The sequence below is a fragment of the Mastigocladopsis repens PCC 10914 genome (assembly GCF_000315565.1).
In the GTDB taxonomy this organism is placed as follows: Bacteria; Cyanobacteriota; Cyanobacteriia; order Cyanobacteriales; family Nostocaceae; genus Mastigocladopsis; species Mastigocladopsis repens.
Window position 1 is genome coordinate 682,039 of sequence record NZ_JH992901.1, and the last position, 14,548, is coordinate 696,586.

The window sequence follows — 14,548 nt, forward strand, 5'->3', positions numbered from 1 at the left end:
ATGAGTGATGAGTAATGAGTAGTAAATAAGCATTTACGACAACTCATAATTCATAACTCATAATTTATAAATTAAATTACCTAACTCAAAACCTCTAACTTTCCCGGGTACTGAATTTTCGCTTCCTCAGCTTGCAAAAAAATGTTCCCAATATCAAACAAAATCTGCATTGTGCCTCGGTAACCAACTTTAGTAAACAGACCATTACCCAAGCGGTCAAAAATAGGAATGCCTTGACGATAAAGAGGAATTCCTAATCGATTGGCTACAGGAACTGTGTGGGAGTTACCAATAAGCAAGTCAGACGTAGGTGCTAATTGCTCAAAGTCTTCTAAATCACCGATGGCGACACTACTGATAGGGAGTTTTTCCAGCACAGGAGAGCGAGTTGTTGTCACGGCTGCATGAATTTCAGCACCCATTGATTTGAGGAAATGAACTGTTGACCACAGTAAGTCTGGTTCCAGCGCTAGGGACACTCGTTTACAACCAAAGTAAAAGTGAGTATCCAGCATGGCATCTTGCAACTGGCGACGTTGGCGGCGGTATTTCTCTGGTACCCTAGTACCACTTAGGTCTGCCAATGCTTGCAAAAAACTATCTACCGATTCTAATCCAGTCAGTTCACCAAACACCTCGTAGGGAATGCCAAAACGCTCATGCAAGATTTGCGCTGCGTTCCGCATACTCTCACCTAGAGCTAAAGTGAACACAGAATTACCGATTTCCCGGAGTTCTGTTAAGGTTGTACCATTGGCTGTTACGGCGCTGTAAGAATCTTCTAAATGACCATCTAGTGAAGCAGAAAGATCAGGGACGACAATTGGCTTTAATCCAAAAGCGCTGACAATTTCTTTTATCTCCTCTACATCTCCAGGCGTAAAGGCAGAACTAGGCAAAATTACGATTTCTGTGGGACAAGGGCCTTGCTTGTCGCTTTTTTGGGCAAGTTCCTTAACTATACTTTCGACAGCAGCAGCATACCCATCCTGCAACGTGCCCTTAAAATCAGGAGACGAGACTAACACAATCGGTAAGTAGTCTAGTTCTGGGTGGCGATCGCGAATTTCCTTAAGAAATCGCGGCATATCATCCCCTCTGGTTTCCGTCAGTGCAGTCGTACACAGACCAATGATTTCTGGCTTTGTTCTCTCGGCTAGGGTGAGAATAGCCTGTTCAACATTCTCTTCCCCACCCAAGATAGTGCTAACTTCCGTCATTGCTGTGGTAGAAAGGGGAATTGACTCACAGAAATGATTCACTAACAGGGTTTTGGCAAAAGCAGTACAGCCTTGGGAACCGTGGAATACAGGTATCATTCCCTTCAAGCCCAACAAAGCTAAAGCAGCACCCAAAGGTTGACTGAGTTTGAGTGGATTAACAGCAACTGATGAGTTTGTCACAGTCACAATCGCCATCATCTCACCTCCTGTAACAGAGAGTCTGCGGTAGACGAGGAGATGTCTTCTCCATTCCCCATCTCCTCTTTCTCCCACGGTGCAGGCTTGCGTACTTGCTCCCATACAGGGCTATAAAGGGCTTCATACAGTTCTCGTGCCATTTCCAGCATTCCTTCATAGCCTGCATACGGATGATGGCGTTCCTGATTTATATGTAGGAAAGGAATCCGAGCTTTCAAAGCAGTGTATTGATTTCGACCCCCAGCAATCAACATATCAGCTTGCGTTTCCTTGATGATCCGCAAAAGTTCCTTGGGACTCTCTTGTTCAAGCATGATGCCATCCTGACCAAGCAACTTCTTGATTTTTGCTTTATCCTCCTCAGTACTTTTCCTGGTACTGGTAGCAACCACTTCCATTCCCAAGTCCTTAGCCGCCGAAATCATCGACCAGCTTTTCACACCACCAGTATAAAGGACAACACGTTTTCCTTTGAGTTTCTCGCGATAGGAAGCTAAAGCCACATCCAGAGCAGCAGTTTCTTCAGCAATGAGCTTTTCTGTGCGCTCTTGCAAGTCGGCGTCACCCAACTTTGCAGCAACGTTCCGCAGACAGCGGTTCATGTCTTCTACACCGTAGAAAGACTCCTCAATATAGGGGATACCGTAGCGCTCCTCCATCTTTGTTGCCATATTGAGTAGTGCTTTGGAGCAAATCATGACGTTGAGTTTGGCACGGTGAGCGGAACAGATTTCCTTGTAGCGAGCATCACCTGTAATTTTTGCCAAAACTCGAATACCTAATTTCTCAAACAGTGGCAAAACGTTCCACATCTCACCCGCAATGTTGTACTCACCGATGAGGTTGATGTCTAATGGTGTGGTATATTCAGGTTCAACTGTACCTACAACATATTCCAACAAAGCTTCACCAGCAAGGCGGTTCCCAAAATTCTTGCTACCGATGAATCCAGGGGCATTAACAGGGATCACAGGAGTTCCTGTTTTCTGGGCAGCAGTTTTGCAAACAGCATCTATATCCTCACCAATGAGGGCGGTGACGCAGGTGGAGTAAACAAAAACAGCAGGGGGTTTGTAGCGTTTTTCTACTTCCAGAATGGCTTTGTACAGCTTTTTCGTTCCACCGAAGATGACATCGGTTTCATCTAAATCAGTGGTAAAGCCTGTTTTGTACAGCCTTGGACCAGAAGAGAAACTACCGCGACTTCCCCAAGAGTTACCAGAGCAAGCGATCGGTCCGTGGACTAAATGAGCAGCATCGGTAATGGGTACTAGGGCAATCATTGCACCATCAAAAGCACAACCTCCTTGAGCGGCTCCGGGTTTGGGTTGTTGCGTGCAAGACTTGTTTTTCTTGTCTCCATGCTTGCTTTTATTGTGTTCGCACCCAGGCTGAGTTAGCAACTCGTTAATTTTATTTTGGGTGATTTTCATTTATTTTGTCCTTTGTTATGTCTTCTTTGTCATTTGTCTTTTGTCAGTTGTACAAGTGCCAATGACTAATGACTAATGACTAGCAAATGTATTTTGTAACATCCTCTCTACACTCATCAGCTAGGTAAGATAATGCTCGAAAACGTAATCCCACAAAATTGTCGTACAGGGGATTGAGTTTACACAGTGCAGGAATATGGAAGGTACGCCCAAACAATTTAATGTTTCGCTCAAAGGGACAACAGCAAGGAATTACTTGGCAAATAAGATGAGCAAGTCGAGCATTTTTTACTTGAGTTCCATCCACCAGACGACGCAAAGGATAGAAAATATCCAATGTGTTTGATTTGTTATACGTAGGTGAATGGTGATTTGAATGAGTATGATTGTGAGTTATAGTTTTCATAGTAAATAACTTCATAACTCAAGAAAAAGGTAAAAGGAATTGGGAAGTGAGATTAGGGATTGGTCGTTGATTAAGCGTTGTTTGTTAATTGTTATTTGTTAGTTCTTCGTCATCCCAAATAACCACTAACGACTAATCACTAATCATTAACCAATCTCTTCATCCTTCTGCCTTTTCCTTTTCCTTTGTTGGCACGTCGCTTGATTAATGCAATCCCTAACGAATCAAGTCGTAGGAGATATCGGTCTTAGCGGGAATGTTGGTGTTGCGATCGATTTCCTCGAAGATGGTATTCACGATCCAGTTGAGCAAGTTGATCGCACCTTGATATCCGATAGTGGCGTAGCGGTGCAGGTGGTGGCGATCCATGATGGGATAGCCAATTCTCACGAGGGGAACCTTGCAATCACGCCATAGGTACTTACCGTAGGTGTTACCGATGAGCAAGTCTACGGGTTCGGTGAACAACAAAGAACGCATATGCCACAGGTCTTTACCAGGCCAGATGGTGGCACTCTTACCATTGGGGCTAGAATCCAGCAACACTTTAAGTTCTTTCTCAAAGTGTTCATTGCTGTTATGAACCAGGATATGCACAGGTTCAGCACCCATTTCCAGCATGAAGCTTACCATGCAGTACACGAGATCAGGCTCACCGTAGATAGCGAAGCGTTTGCCGTGAACCCATGCATGAGAGTCAGTCATCGCATCAACTGCGCGACCGCGTTCGATTTCCAGTTCTTTAGGAATGGGTTTACCAGTCAGTTCACTGAGTTTCATCAAGAACTCATCAGTACCCTTAATACCCCAAGGACGAGAAACTACGGTCTGTTGCTTCCATTCTTTTTCAATGTATTCGCGGGTTTTGGGGGTAGAGTGTGCTTGCAGAGCAACTGTTGCTTTAGCATTAATGGAATCTGCTGCTTCTTCTAGGGGAGTACCACCTGGGTACATATCAAATTCGCCTGTGTTGGGTGAATCCAGATAGTCGCTGTTATCTGCCAGCACGGTGTAATCGATACCCATCAGATTACAAATCCGCTTGATTTCCCGGTTGTTACCAACATAAGTGTCAAAACCAGGGATAAAGTTGATTTTGCCATTGCTGGTTTCTTTCTTCTTACCTGCTGTGAGGTTAGAAAGAATACCCTTCATCATGTTGTCGTAGCCCGTGATGTGGGAGCCGACAAAGCTAGGAGTATGAGCAAAGGGTACGGGGAAATCTTGAGGAACTGAACCGGCACCCTTGGCGTTGGTGATGAAAGCACCTAAGTCATCACCGATAACCTCTGCCATACAGGTGGTGCAGACAGCAATCATCTTGGGCTTGTAGAGTTGGTAGGAATTCGCCAAGCCGTCGATCATGTTTTGCAGTCCACCGAACACCGCTGCGTCTTCAGTCATCGAAGAAGACACGCCAGAAAACGGTTCTTTGTAGTGACGGGTTAGGTGGGTACGGAAGTAAGCAACGCAACCTTGGGAACCTTGGACAAAAGGTAGAGTGCCTTCAAAACCAACAGCAGCAAAGATTGCCCCTAATGGTTGGCAGCCTTTAGCAGGGTTAACGGTCAATGCTTCACGGGCGAAGTTCTTTTCACGATACTCCCAACTCTTCGTCCATTCTGCAACCCTTTTTACTTCTTCAGGGTCGTGTCCGTTTTCAAATTGCTTTTTGTTCTCAAATAGCTGCTGGTATTCCGGTTGATGGAATAGTTCGACGTGATCTTGAATTTTTTCCGGATTCTGAGGCATTTTCCTATCCTTAGGTTGCTGTAATGAGTTACTGGTCGAGGAATGGGGAGTATGTAACAAGAGTTGGGAGTAGGGAGCGGGAATATAATTCAAAATTCAAAATTCAAAATTCAAAATTTTTAAATTTTAATTTTGAACTTTGAATTCCCTACTCCCCCCTGGGGTGAAAACCCCAGGTTATCCCTACGTCTTTTTTTCTCCCATTTCCCTAGGCGATCGCTTTAGCTGCTGTCTTAGCTTCTGCTTTTTTGCTCCAAGGAGCGCCGATTAATCCCCAGGTGGGGCTGTTGAGAGCTAGATCCATGTCGCGGGCAAAGATGGCGAAGCCGTCATAACCGTGATAAGGGCCGGAGTAATCCTTTTTGTGGTTTAATTAGCCTAATGTTTGCAGTAATCAATGTCATTTCTAAACATTGTTCGCTGATAACACATTTATTTTTAGGCTAAATATAGGCTAAAAACACAGCGATGCAGAACTCAGGTCAAGACAAGTATCAGCAAGCTTTTGCAGACTTAGAGCCAGTTTCATCTACCGACGGCAGTTTTATTGGTTCAAGTCTGCAAGCACAGCAGTAAAGAGAACACATGAGAACAAAAGTACTACAAGAATTAGAGAAAGTTAATCAACGTTTGAAGTCTGGAAAGGCAAAGGTGACAATTAGAGAATCGAATGGAAGTCTGCAATTACGAGCGACGTTACCAATTAAACCGGGTGATAAGGACAAAAACGGAACTGGGAGAAAGCAATACAACCTCAGTTTGAATATTCCCGCTAACTTGGATGGACTTAAGACGGCTGAGGAAGAAGCTTATGAATTAGGGAAGTTAATTGCTCGAAAAAGTTTTGAATGGAATGATAAATATTTAGGCAATGAGGCTATTAGAAAAGATTTTCAAACAATAGGAGAATTACTCGAAAAATTTGAAGATGAATATTTTAAAACTCATAAACGAACCACAAAAAGCAAACATACTTTTTTTTATTATTTTTCCCGAACTAAACGATTCACTAATCCTAAAGATTTAGCAACTCCTGAAAATTTGATAACTTCAATTGAAAAAATTGATAAAGAATGGGCTAGATATAATGCAGCTAGAGCCATATCTGCATTTTGCCTGACATTCAAAATTGATATTGATTTATCTAAATATTCTAAAATGCCGGAGAATAATACCCGGAATATACCGACCGATGCTGAAATATTAGCAGGAATTATCAAGTTTGAAGATTATCTCAATAACAGAGGTAATCAAGTTAATCAAAATGTTCAAGATAGCTGGCAGCTTTGGCGATGGACGTATGGAATGTTAGCAGTTTTTGGTTTACGACCACGAGAACTGTTTATTAAACCTGATATCAATTGGTGGTTAAGTAAAGAGAATGCAGACATGACGTGGAAAGTTCATAAAGAATGTAAAACTGGTGAAAGACAAGCATTACCATTACATAAACAATGGATTGAAGAATTTGATTTAAGAAATCCTAAATATTTAGAGATGTTGGCAACAACAATTAGTAAAAAAGATAATACGAATCATGCAGAGATAACAGCATTAACACAACGCGTGAGTTGGTGGTTTCGGAAAATCGGCTTGGATTTTAAGCCGTATGATTTACGTCATGCATGGGCAATTCGGGCGCATATTTTGGGAATACCAATCAAAGCAGCAGCAGATAATTTAGGGCATAGTGTGCAAGTTCACACCCAAACTTATCAGCGTTGGTTTTCGCTGGATATGCGAAAGTTGGCAATTAATCAGGCTTTAAGTAAGAGGAATGAGATTGAGTTAATTAAGGAAGAGAATGCAAAGCTGAGGATGGAAAATGAAAATTTGAAACTTGAGATTGAAAAGTTGAAAATGGAGTTGGTTTATAAGCGTAGTTAAACTTGCTAACAAAATTGATTTGGTGTGATGCGCTGAACGGCAATGCACCCTACTAGTTGTTACAGTTTTAGAGCTTATCCACTTACAATGTCTTAAGAATCACCGTACCTTTAGGTCGGTGATTGTCAAATAGAAAGCCTGTTTGTGATTATCACCCGCAAACAGACTTAACTTTTTCCACGCTTCTAATTAAGCCTGCTCCCAAAGCTCACGGATACGGTCAGGGAGACAGCCAGCAACTTCCTGAATCCGCTCTTGAGAAAGTTCGTCTTTGGTGGCAGAAAACACTGCTTTAACTGCCTGCTCTCGCTTGATTGTCGGTGGGAGTCCTCCTTCATTGGCAACTCGGGTGAGAAATAGATTGGAATCAATTCCAATCGGAGCCGGACCTGTTAAAGGTTGACGTATTCGACTTAAAAATCCCACAATTGGATTCGTGTCTTTCCAGAGGTCAGCGACTTCCATCTGAAGTGCTTTCTCTTTCGTAGGCACAGCCTCTTGATGCAGTTCTGACTCGACGCGCTCAATGGATTCCCTTGTCATTAAGTCGCGCATGACGCGAAACACAACTTCAGTAAAGTCTCTTGCGTCATACAGATCGCCAAATCCGCTTTTTACCATGACCTTTTCCAGGAACGAGTGATGTTCGTCGGCGATCGCAGTTCGAGAATCTTCAATCTCCGTTGGGTCAACTTCTGGAACGTTTTTCCTGAATGTTTCATCCGGCATTGTTTTTTCTTGTGCTTCTTAAAATTGAGTCTTTATGCTTACCTTTGTAAGGTCTCACAAATCAAAAACGCTTAGTATCATCCAAAAGTTCGAGATGTTATCTGTTCAAAGTTAGAAATCCAGCGGATAAACTGAGATATCTTGCATCAATGCCCGCGAGCTAGTCGCCTAGTGATTACGATCGCTATGACTTGCTCGCCTAAGCAGATTGGGTAAAGAGCGATCGCATTCCTACCGTAGGGGGCGTTGTCGTTGGTAGCTACCTTGGGTGATGAAGTAGGTGCCACCGGAAATATGGGGTCTGCGGTAATTGGGCATGGGCGTGAGGGGATGGCGTTTGTTTTTAGGATGCCCATGATTGAGGTGGTGCGTTGTCACGCAGCGCAACGCACCCTACCACAGCGATCGCACTTATTCCCGCTTGACAAAATTTTGAGTAATAGCGCACATCATCTCCCAACTTGCGCTCAAAGCTAAGTTACAGTGAGGTTATCTGTGGAGCAGTGCTGTAAGACCGTTGACAAGTAGATTTAGCAAAAGACTCAATTCATTAGACTTCTTGCAAAAGTATGATTAATCGATATTTAGAACCGCAGATGCACGCAGATAAACGCAGATAAATTATCTGTGTCCATCTGTACGCCAGTCGCCACAACGGGGGGAACCCCCCGTTCGCGTAGCGTGCGCTTTGCGCTCAGTTTGCCCGGAGGGAAACCCTCCTTGCAACTTCTCTCCGCAAGGCGCTGGCTCGTCCATCTGTGGTTTTTTTTCAGAAAATCGACTTTTGCAAGAGACTCCATGAGCTTTTGCTCACAAGGAACAATGAAAATGATGCTGGAACGATTTTGCGTGGTTTCAGGCTCTATTTTCAAGGCAGGTTTATTCTACTGCGTCAGAATTTGTACCAATAACTCTGGTGCAATCCGAAATCCGGCTTTACTTATCAGTGCATCAATCACAGGCTGCAACGATTTGAGTTCACCCGATTGTTTTGCACGTAGCAAAACCCCCAAAATTCCTGTTACTTTCAATCCCAGAGATTTAGCAACTTTTCTCCCCTCACGTTCATCAAGAAGTGTCCAATTTGCCTTAAGTTCTATGGCAAGGGCGATCGCTTCAGATTCTCCTTTGTCCAATGTTTGCTTCAAGAGTTGGGTAAGTGGCTCATTAGTCACTTCTCGACTCTGAATCCATCCGGCTGAAATCGCCTCACGAATTGCTTGAGAACCAGATCGCTCTTCACTAATTTTCAACTCATCCAGTACAGCACTTGGAATCAGAATTTCATTAAACTGCTGCTGCAAAAGGATAAGCTGATTAATAATTGCCAAGTTCAGAATTGGTGAAGTGTTACTCACCACGGGCATAAGTCAAGTCGTCATTCAATTCTTCAAAACTATAGTGCCGCACTACTGGGCGACGAGCAAGCAATTGTCCAAATTCATACTTATCCATCTCAGCAAGTTCTCGTGCTTTGCCAAAGGAAAGAATGTCTTGTGTGTAGAGAGCAATGGCTAATTCTCGGCGCAGTTCTTGCTCAATACGCTGCTCCGGTAAACGAAGAGCTTGCACAATAGAGTCAGAGATCGAGATTTGGAGTCCCATCTTCTTTAGACTTATGAATATTATTAATAGTTTGTCTGTTACTATCATGGTACACCCAAGCACTCTACATCTGTCACTCGGCGCGGGTTAACAACACAATGCAGCGGACGGACGAAAGCCCCTGATAGAGTTGCCGAGGTTATTTGCTGCCGCTCAACTTTGCTGTTAACAGTGAGAGCGATTGCCCAAGGGGCAGTGCTTTCCCTTGCAATCGCTATGCTCTCAACAATCGCACTTATTTCCCCTTCACAAAATTTTGAGTAATAGCGCAGATTTTAGCTTGTCGCTGCTGCGATCGCAAAGCGGCGCAGTGCCTTTTAGGCGATCGCCCATCCCTATCGAAAAACAGCCACAATAGATGAATCCCCAAGCTGTTTAAGCACTCATATGAGAACGCAAGGGCAAACGATCAAAGTTATTGATTACAGACGAGAAAATGCATCAGCTCCGTTTGTGCCTAAACCCGCTGTTCTCTCAAGCCGCTGTTGGGACAGTATCTATCTTGAACTCCATCAACAGCCAAAGTTTGACGTAGTTGAGCATCAACACACAATGCACGTCATTGCTTATGGACTTTCCAGCTCATCACGCGTCTGCTCATCAGGAGAACGATGGTTGGATGGAAAGCTGACAAAAGAGACGCGCAATTTGGGAGACATTGCCATCATCCCTGCAGGTATTTCCCATCGCTGTAATTGGAATACCTCAGTCCAGTTTATGATTTTGGCAATTGAGCCTGCACTCCTCAAACAAGTCGGTCAAGATTTGGTTAATCCTGATCGCATTGAACTGATCCCTCATTTTATGACTCGGCAAGATGTATTGATACAAGGTATCTTCTGTGCGTTGAGAGAAGAATTAGAATCTGGCAAAATTGGTGGTGATTTGTTGATTGATAGTCTCAAAACGACATTAGCCATTCATCTGTTAAGGAACTATTGCACCACGCAACCTAAGCTCTCTAGTTATGCTGATAGATTATCCAAATCAACGCTACAACAGGTGAGGTCGTATATCAATGAACATTTGCATCAAGAGGTAAAGCTAAGTGAGATTGCTGCGATCGCCCAGATGAGTCAATATCACTTTTTGCGTCTGTTCAAGCAAAGTATGGGGGTAACACCTCACCAATACATTTTGCAATGTCGGATCGATAAAGCCAAATATCTGTTGCAACATAGCGAACTCAGCATTGCAGACATTGCTGCCAGGCTAGGTTTTTGCGATCAAAGTCACTTTACTCGATATTTCAAGCGGATTGTTGGTGTGACGCCTAAAAAACTCCTGCAAGGCTAATCTGAAAATCAGCAGCGCTCTCCAATGCTCCCCTTAGGAGCGTGCGACGGACGGCGCGCCACCCCCTATAAATGGAATAAACAAGTCAAATCTTCTGCCCTCTGCCTCCTGCCTTGTTTCTTGAAAGCCCAAGGGCGATAGCAAGAATTTACCAAGATTTCGCAACTTTTTTCTATAGTCCTTAGTAGCAAACTTTCTAAGCTATCAGCAGTAGGTTCTACTAGAGAAAGATGATGCAAATTGAACAAGCGATGATTCCCACCAACGACGGACAGATGCCCAGCAGCTTGTCTATCGATATGACTTTTCCTCTTTGGGGTTTAGTAATTTTTATCGTGTGGACGATTGCTGTTGTTGCCCTTCTGCTCACAGTCAGAATTCGGCATCTGTCTGCGGGTGGCTCTGTAAAAGATTTCGCAACACCAAACGAGGAAAGCTTGCTTTGGCGACTATTTCGAGTACACTCCAACTTGATAGAAAACCTTCCTTTGTATGTAGGAGTTGTGTTTCTCCTTACAGTTCGGGGCGTCTCCGGAACAGTGGTAGATTTGCTGGTAGTTGTGTATATCGTATTTCGGCTGGTACACTCAGTGATTCACATCGCTAGTATCGATCCAAAGTTTCGGCTCTTCAGCTTAGTGATTCAGTTAAGCTGCTTAGTCGCCTTAACTATCCTGGCACTTTTCTAGTTAAGCAAAAGACGAATTTGGAAAATATTGTCGTTTAGATTTTAGGTGGCTCAAAGTATAACTTACTCAAGCAACCAACCAAACAAACCTTCTACAGTAAGGTTGAAATCTTTAGCAAATTCTGGCACTGGCAAACGTGTTCCAGGTTCATCGTAAAAACTGGCGCTTTGATCTGGCGGGTAAACAAACACAGATTGTTCTTCTGGATCAATGAGCCATCCCATCTGAGTTCCATGCTTGAGACAATGCAGAATATTTTTGGTAACTTTAGTTTGACTTTGGTCAGGAGATAAAATTTCTATTGTCCAATCTGGGGCAATTGAGAAGATGTTAGCAACTCCACCATTTTCCTTGCGTGGGATTCTTCCCCATAAAAACACTGAAATGTCAGGGACAATTGAGCGTCCACCAAAGGTACAGCGAAGTTCTGAGAAAGCTCGCGCAATTTGTTTGGATTTTACGACAAAGTTGATTGCAGGTGCTAACTCAGTTTGAATGACGCTATGCTCTCCTTGTGGCATTGGTTTTTGGATAATACGCCCATCAATATATTCACTGGCAGGTTCCGTCTCCGGTAGTTTCAGAAATTCGTTGAGAGTTAGGGGTTTGGCAGGAATCTGTACCATCTAAGGTTTTCTTAACAGGGGTAAGTTGCACTGCTATTATTTATTATTTTACCGATAGCGCGCTCAATGCCCCTGTTTTCTAAACATGGGGATGTAGAGAGCAGGGGATTTTAATCCCCGTCATTAACTTGCATAGACTTGCAAGATTTGGTGTAGATCGAGGGCAAAATATACTTGCTGTTGCAAGTCTTCCATCTGGAATGCCTAAGTTTTGGAAGTTTGCCCGCATTCGTAAAATTCGCAAGCACTATGCTGCCAAACGCAGACGGTTGCAAAAAGCCAAGAAGATGCGGGTTATCAAGCGACTAGAACAGAAAGAGCGCCGGATGATAAAACATATCAACCACATCATTAGCAAAGAAATTGTGCAGCTAGCGGTTGACTTTAAGTGTGGGATTCGCTTGGAAGATTTGTCTAACATTAGACAGACGACTAAGCAGAAGAAGAAACAAAAGTCGGATGCTAGCCAAAATCGTGATTATTGGAGCTATTTTCAACTAGAGCAATTCATCTTTTATAAAGCTCAAATAGCTGGAATTGTAGTCGAAAAAGTACCCGCACCATACACGACAAAATCTTGTCCCAAGTGTGGCGCAATTAATGAGCGAAACAAGCACGATTATACTTGCCATCGATGTAGATATCGAGGACACGCTGACTATGGAGCTAGTAGAAATATTGGCAACTGGGTTGGTTTGTCCTGCCCGATTGAGCTTCAGCAACCTTTGGCTGTAATGGTCAATGGCGTTCAATCGGGCGAGGTGAATGGCACTCCTCTGAGCAAGGTAAGTGGATCTAACTCCCGTATGGGGTTAGTGAAGCCAGAACAAGAATCCCCTGCCTTTAACGAACGGAACGAAGTGAATTGAGTGTAGGCATGGGGAGTGTCAAAAGCTGTTATTTGTTATTTTCCAAATGGATTAATCGGTTGCGGCAAAAGGATAAGCTGATGAATATTTGCCAAATTCAGAATTGGTGAAGTGTTACTCACCACGAGCATAAGTCAAGTCATCATTTGGCGTTGCTGAATCCATGAATGAAAAGGATTTTGCATGACCAAAATCCTGTAGAGACGTAGCACTGCATCACTACATTTGGTTTCATATTTCAATTCAGCAACGCCGATAAAATTTTGAGTAATAGCGCACATCCTAACTGGTCGCTGTTGCTTTGTTTCCATTATCGTTGCCATTTTTGCTGCCGTTGCCGTCCACACTGGCAACAAATCTCTGTTGTTCAAGACTGGGAGTTGGCAACTCGCCTCGCAGTCCCTTGCGGCGCTGGTTCTTAGGAACTCCTCCCGCCATACCGTACTCCACACTGCTTTTGCCATATCGAGTCGCAACTCCCAACAGCATATGCTCTGCCATATCTCCCAACTCGCGCTCTGTTTGGAGCATTTCACGGTATAACTTATCCAGTTGGGAAAGGGCACTGTTGTAAGCATTCTCTCTAGTTCGCATCGTCTCGATCAGGGTTGAGAAAGCAGGTAGGGTGAGTCCATTGCCTAAATCTAAATTCGGATCAATTGAGTTTATGCTAGCCGCACGACGCGCTGCTTTTTCTAACATCTGGGAGCTTCTTTTTCTACGAGCCATGACATACACCTTTGAATACAGTACGGTTAATATTCTTTACTTTAAAAAACTGACCTATTAATCAGCACCAGAGAATTCCGGCAAATTTCCAATCGATTTTGCTACAAGCGCGATAGTTGTCATGAGTGCGTGAATTACTGAAATAAGAAAGCAAACAGGCAAATTGAGAAAGCAATCTGTCATTTTGCTTGCGGAAAACACCAAAATGCATGCGTGAACTACTGAAATAAGAAAGCAAACAGGCAAATTGAGAAAGCAATTTGTCATTTTGCTTGTGGAAAACACCAAAATGAATAAGTGAATTACTCAGATGAGAAAGCAAACAGGCAAACTGAGAAAACAATATTGATGTGGTGCGTTCCGCAAGCGACAACGCACCCTACTAGCAATTTGATACTATTAACGAAGTGGGCGATAACCGTTGGTGGGTGCTTTGCGCCATCGCCTATGGCGAGCACTCGGTGCCATCGCACCTCTTTAGCAGATTTGCATTCAACACTATGGCAAAGCGTAAAAAAAGCAATCTCCAGTGGATTAAAGAAACGCTTGAACTAAAACCTGACCATCACTGGGAATCTCCACCAGGCTACAAAATTTTTGTCGCAGATCGGGGGTCTGTTCGCTTCAATGTTCCCCAAAATTGGATTTTAGAGCCACAAGAAAAATCGTTCAAGTTTCTCGATAAAAAATCACCAGATGATGATTGCTGTTTGGAAGTATCTTTCAATCGTTTACCACCCAACGACTGGAGCAAGTTTCCGCTAAAATCCACCTTGAAGAAAATCATAGAAGACGACAGTCGCAACGTCATTGAATCGGGAGAAATCTTTACCATCAAGCGCCAAACTGCCAAGATTGTCTGGACAGAGATTAAGTTTATCGATACCCAGACAGAACCACGCGAAGCTTTCTCGCGAACTTGCATTGGTTTAGGGTCGAATGTTCAGTGCTTGATTACATTCGATTATTGGGCAGATCAGGCACAGCAGCTAACACCCGTTTGGGATGAAGTGATGCGTAGTCTCACACTAGGGCTGTATATCCGTGACCCAATGACTGGTGTGGCTTTCCCAGATTAAACCTTAAAAAGTAAAAAGTAAATTCCC

The 14,548-nt window shown here is 43.5% G+C and carries 17 protein-coding genes and 2 pseudogenes; 6 read left to right on the forward strand and 13 right to left on the reverse strand.

The genetic code is table 11. The features are described from left to right. Window positions 1-80: 80 nt before the first annotated feature. From nifN to MAS10914_RS36595, 5 genes and pseudogenes are all read right to left on the reverse strand, one after another. Window positions 81-1,418 (reverse strand): nitrogenase iron-molybdenum cofactor biosynthesis protein NifN, encoded by a 1,338-nt coding sequence (gene nifN, locus MAS10914_RS0105230; RefSeq protein ID WP_017314852.1) that lies wholly within the window; start codon window positions 1,416-1,418, stop codon window positions 81-83. Beyond that, window positions 1,418-2,854, reverse strand: coding sequence for a nitrogenase iron-molybdenum cofactor biosynthesis protein NifE (nifE, locus tag MAS10914_RS0105235; protein ID WP_017314853.1), 1,437 nt, complete (start codon window positions 2,852-2,854; stop codon window positions 1,418-1,420). The genes nifN and nifE overlap by 1 nt, the downstream gene beginning before the upstream one ends. 79 nt (window positions 2,855-2,933) lie before the next feature. Further along, window positions 2,934-3,260, reverse strand: a complete 327-nt coding sequence (locus MAS10914_RS32610; protein ID WP_071599796.1) for a Mo-dependent nitrogenase C-terminal domain-containing protein — start codon at window positions 3,258-3,260, stop codon at window positions 2,934-2,936. A gap of 216 nt (window positions 3,261-3,476) precedes the next feature. After that, on the reverse strand, window positions 3,477-5,012 hold the full coding sequence (gene nifK / locus MAS10914_RS0105240; RefSeq protein ID WP_017314854.1) for a nitrogenase molybdenum-iron protein subunit beta: 1,536 nt from the start codon (window positions 5,010-5,012) through the stop codon (window positions 3,477-3,479). 208 nt (window positions 5,013-5,220) lie between these two features. Next, window positions 5,221-5,379 (reverse strand): annotated as a pseudogene (locus MAS10914_RS36595) (nitrogenase molybdenum-iron protein alpha chain); the annotation flags it as partial. A 101-nt stretch (window positions 5,380-5,480) separates the two neighbouring features. Here MAS10914_RS36595 and MAS10914_RS0105250 point away from each other — a divergent pair. Next, a pseudogene (locus MAS10914_RS0105250) lies at window positions 5,481-6,899 on the forward strand (site-specific integrase). Window positions 6,900-7,088: 189 nt separating this feature from the next. Here MAS10914_RS0105250 and MAS10914_RS0105255 read toward each other — a convergent pair. After that, window positions 7,089-7,628 carry a DUF2267 domain-containing protein gene (locus MAS10914_RS0105255; RefSeq protein ID WP_017314857.1) on the reverse strand — a complete coding sequence of 180 codons (540 nt, stop codon included), beginning with the start codon at window positions 7,626-7,628 and terminating at the stop codon, window positions 7,089-7,091. A gap of 146 nt (window positions 7,629-7,774) precedes the next feature. Then, window positions 7,775-7,915, reverse strand: a complete 141-nt coding sequence (locus MAS10914_RS35330; RefSeq protein ID WP_232224110.1) for a hypothetical protein — start codon at window positions 7,913-7,915, stop codon at window positions 7,775-7,777. A 7-nt stretch (window positions 7,916-7,922) separates the two neighbouring features. Between MAS10914_RS35330 and MAS10914_RS33905 the strand changes: the two genes are divergently transcribed. Continuing rightward, window positions 7,923-8,105, forward strand: a complete 183-nt coding sequence (locus MAS10914_RS33905; RefSeq protein ID WP_232224111.1) for a hypothetical protein — start codon at window positions 7,923-7,925, stop codon at window positions 8,103-8,105. Between the two features lie 107 nt (window positions 8,106-8,212). On the opposite strand, the gene MAS10914_RS0105260 is transcribed toward MAS10914_RS33905, so the two are convergent. From MAS10914_RS0105260 to MAS10914_RS0105270, 3 genes are read right to left on the reverse strand one after another with little or no spacing between them, the layout of a single operon-like run. After that, window positions 8,213-8,500: a hypothetical protein gene (locus MAS10914_RS0105260; protein ID WP_232224112.1), complete on the reverse strand. Its 288-nt coding sequence runs from the start codon at window positions 8,498-8,500 to the stop codon at window positions 8,213-8,215. 12 nt (window positions 8,501-8,512) lie between these two features. Next, window positions 8,513-8,995 (reverse strand): DUF3368 domain-containing protein, encoded by a 483-nt coding sequence (locus tag MAS10914_RS0105265; protein WP_017314859.1) that lies wholly within the window; start codon window positions 8,993-8,995, stop codon window positions 8,513-8,515. Beyond that, entirely contained in the window at window positions 8,979-9,233 is a 255-nt protein-coding gene (locus MAS10914_RS0105270; RefSeq protein WP_017314860.1) for a UPF0175 family protein, read from the reverse strand. Before MAS10914_RS0105270 ends, MAS10914_RS0105265 begins: the two co-directional genes overlap by 17 nt. A gap of 453 nt (window positions 9,234-9,686) precedes the next feature. Between MAS10914_RS0105270 and MAS10914_RS0105275 the strand changes: the two genes are divergently transcribed. Beyond that, entirely contained in the window at window positions 9,687-10,529 is an 843-nt protein-coding gene (locus MAS10914_RS0105275) for a helix-turn-helix transcriptional regulator (RefSeq protein WP_232224113.1), read from the forward strand. Between the two features lie 230 nt (window positions 10,530-10,759). Continuing rightward, entirely contained in the window at window positions 10,760-11,218 is a 459-nt protein-coding gene (locus MAS10914_RS0105280) for an MAPEG family protein (RefSeq protein ID WP_198014961.1), read from the forward strand. 62 nt (window positions 11,219-11,280) lie between these two features. Here the strand turns inward: MAS10914_RS0105280 and MAS10914_RS0105285 are convergent, their stop codons facing one another. Then, window positions 11,281-11,844 (reverse strand): Uma2 family endonuclease, encoded by a 564-nt coding sequence (locus tag MAS10914_RS0105285; protein ID WP_017314863.1) that lies wholly within the window; start codon window positions 11,842-11,844, stop codon window positions 11,281-11,283. A 128-nt stretch (window positions 11,845-11,972) separates the two neighbouring features. On the opposite strand from MAS10914_RS0105285, the gene MAS10914_RS29630 reads away from it, so the two are divergent. Beyond that, the gene (locus tag MAS10914_RS29630; RefSeq protein WP_269635044.1) at window positions 11,973-12,713 is read left to right on the forward strand and encodes a transposase; all 741 of its coding nucleotides are present in this window, start codon (window positions 11,973-11,975) and stop codon (window positions 12,711-12,713) included. Window positions 12,714-12,847: 134 nt separating this feature from the next. On the opposite strand, the gene MAS10914_RS33910 is transcribed toward MAS10914_RS29630, so the two are convergent. Together MAS10914_RS33910 and MAS10914_RS0105300 are read right to left on the reverse strand one after the other, a co-directional pair. Continuing rightward, on the reverse strand, window positions 12,848-13,024 hold the full coding sequence (locus tag MAS10914_RS33910) for a hypothetical protein (RefSeq protein WP_156818088.1): 177 nt from the start codon (window positions 13,022-13,024) through the stop codon (window positions 12,848-12,850). After that, on the reverse strand, window positions 12,996-13,442 hold the full coding sequence (locus MAS10914_RS0105300; RefSeq protein WP_026082345.1) for a hypothetical protein: 447 nt from the start codon (window positions 13,440-13,442) through the stop codon (window positions 12,996-12,998). Before MAS10914_RS0105300 ends, MAS10914_RS33910 begins: the two co-directional genes overlap by 29 nt. Window positions 13,443-13,942: 500 nt before the next feature. On the opposite strand from MAS10914_RS0105300, the gene MAS10914_RS0105305 reads away from it, so the two are divergent. Next, on the forward strand, window positions 13,943-14,521 hold the full coding sequence (locus MAS10914_RS0105305; protein ID WP_017314867.1) for a hypothetical protein: 579 nt from the start codon (window positions 13,943-13,945) through the stop codon (window positions 14,519-14,521). Window positions 14,522-14,548 lie beyond the last annotated feature (27 nt).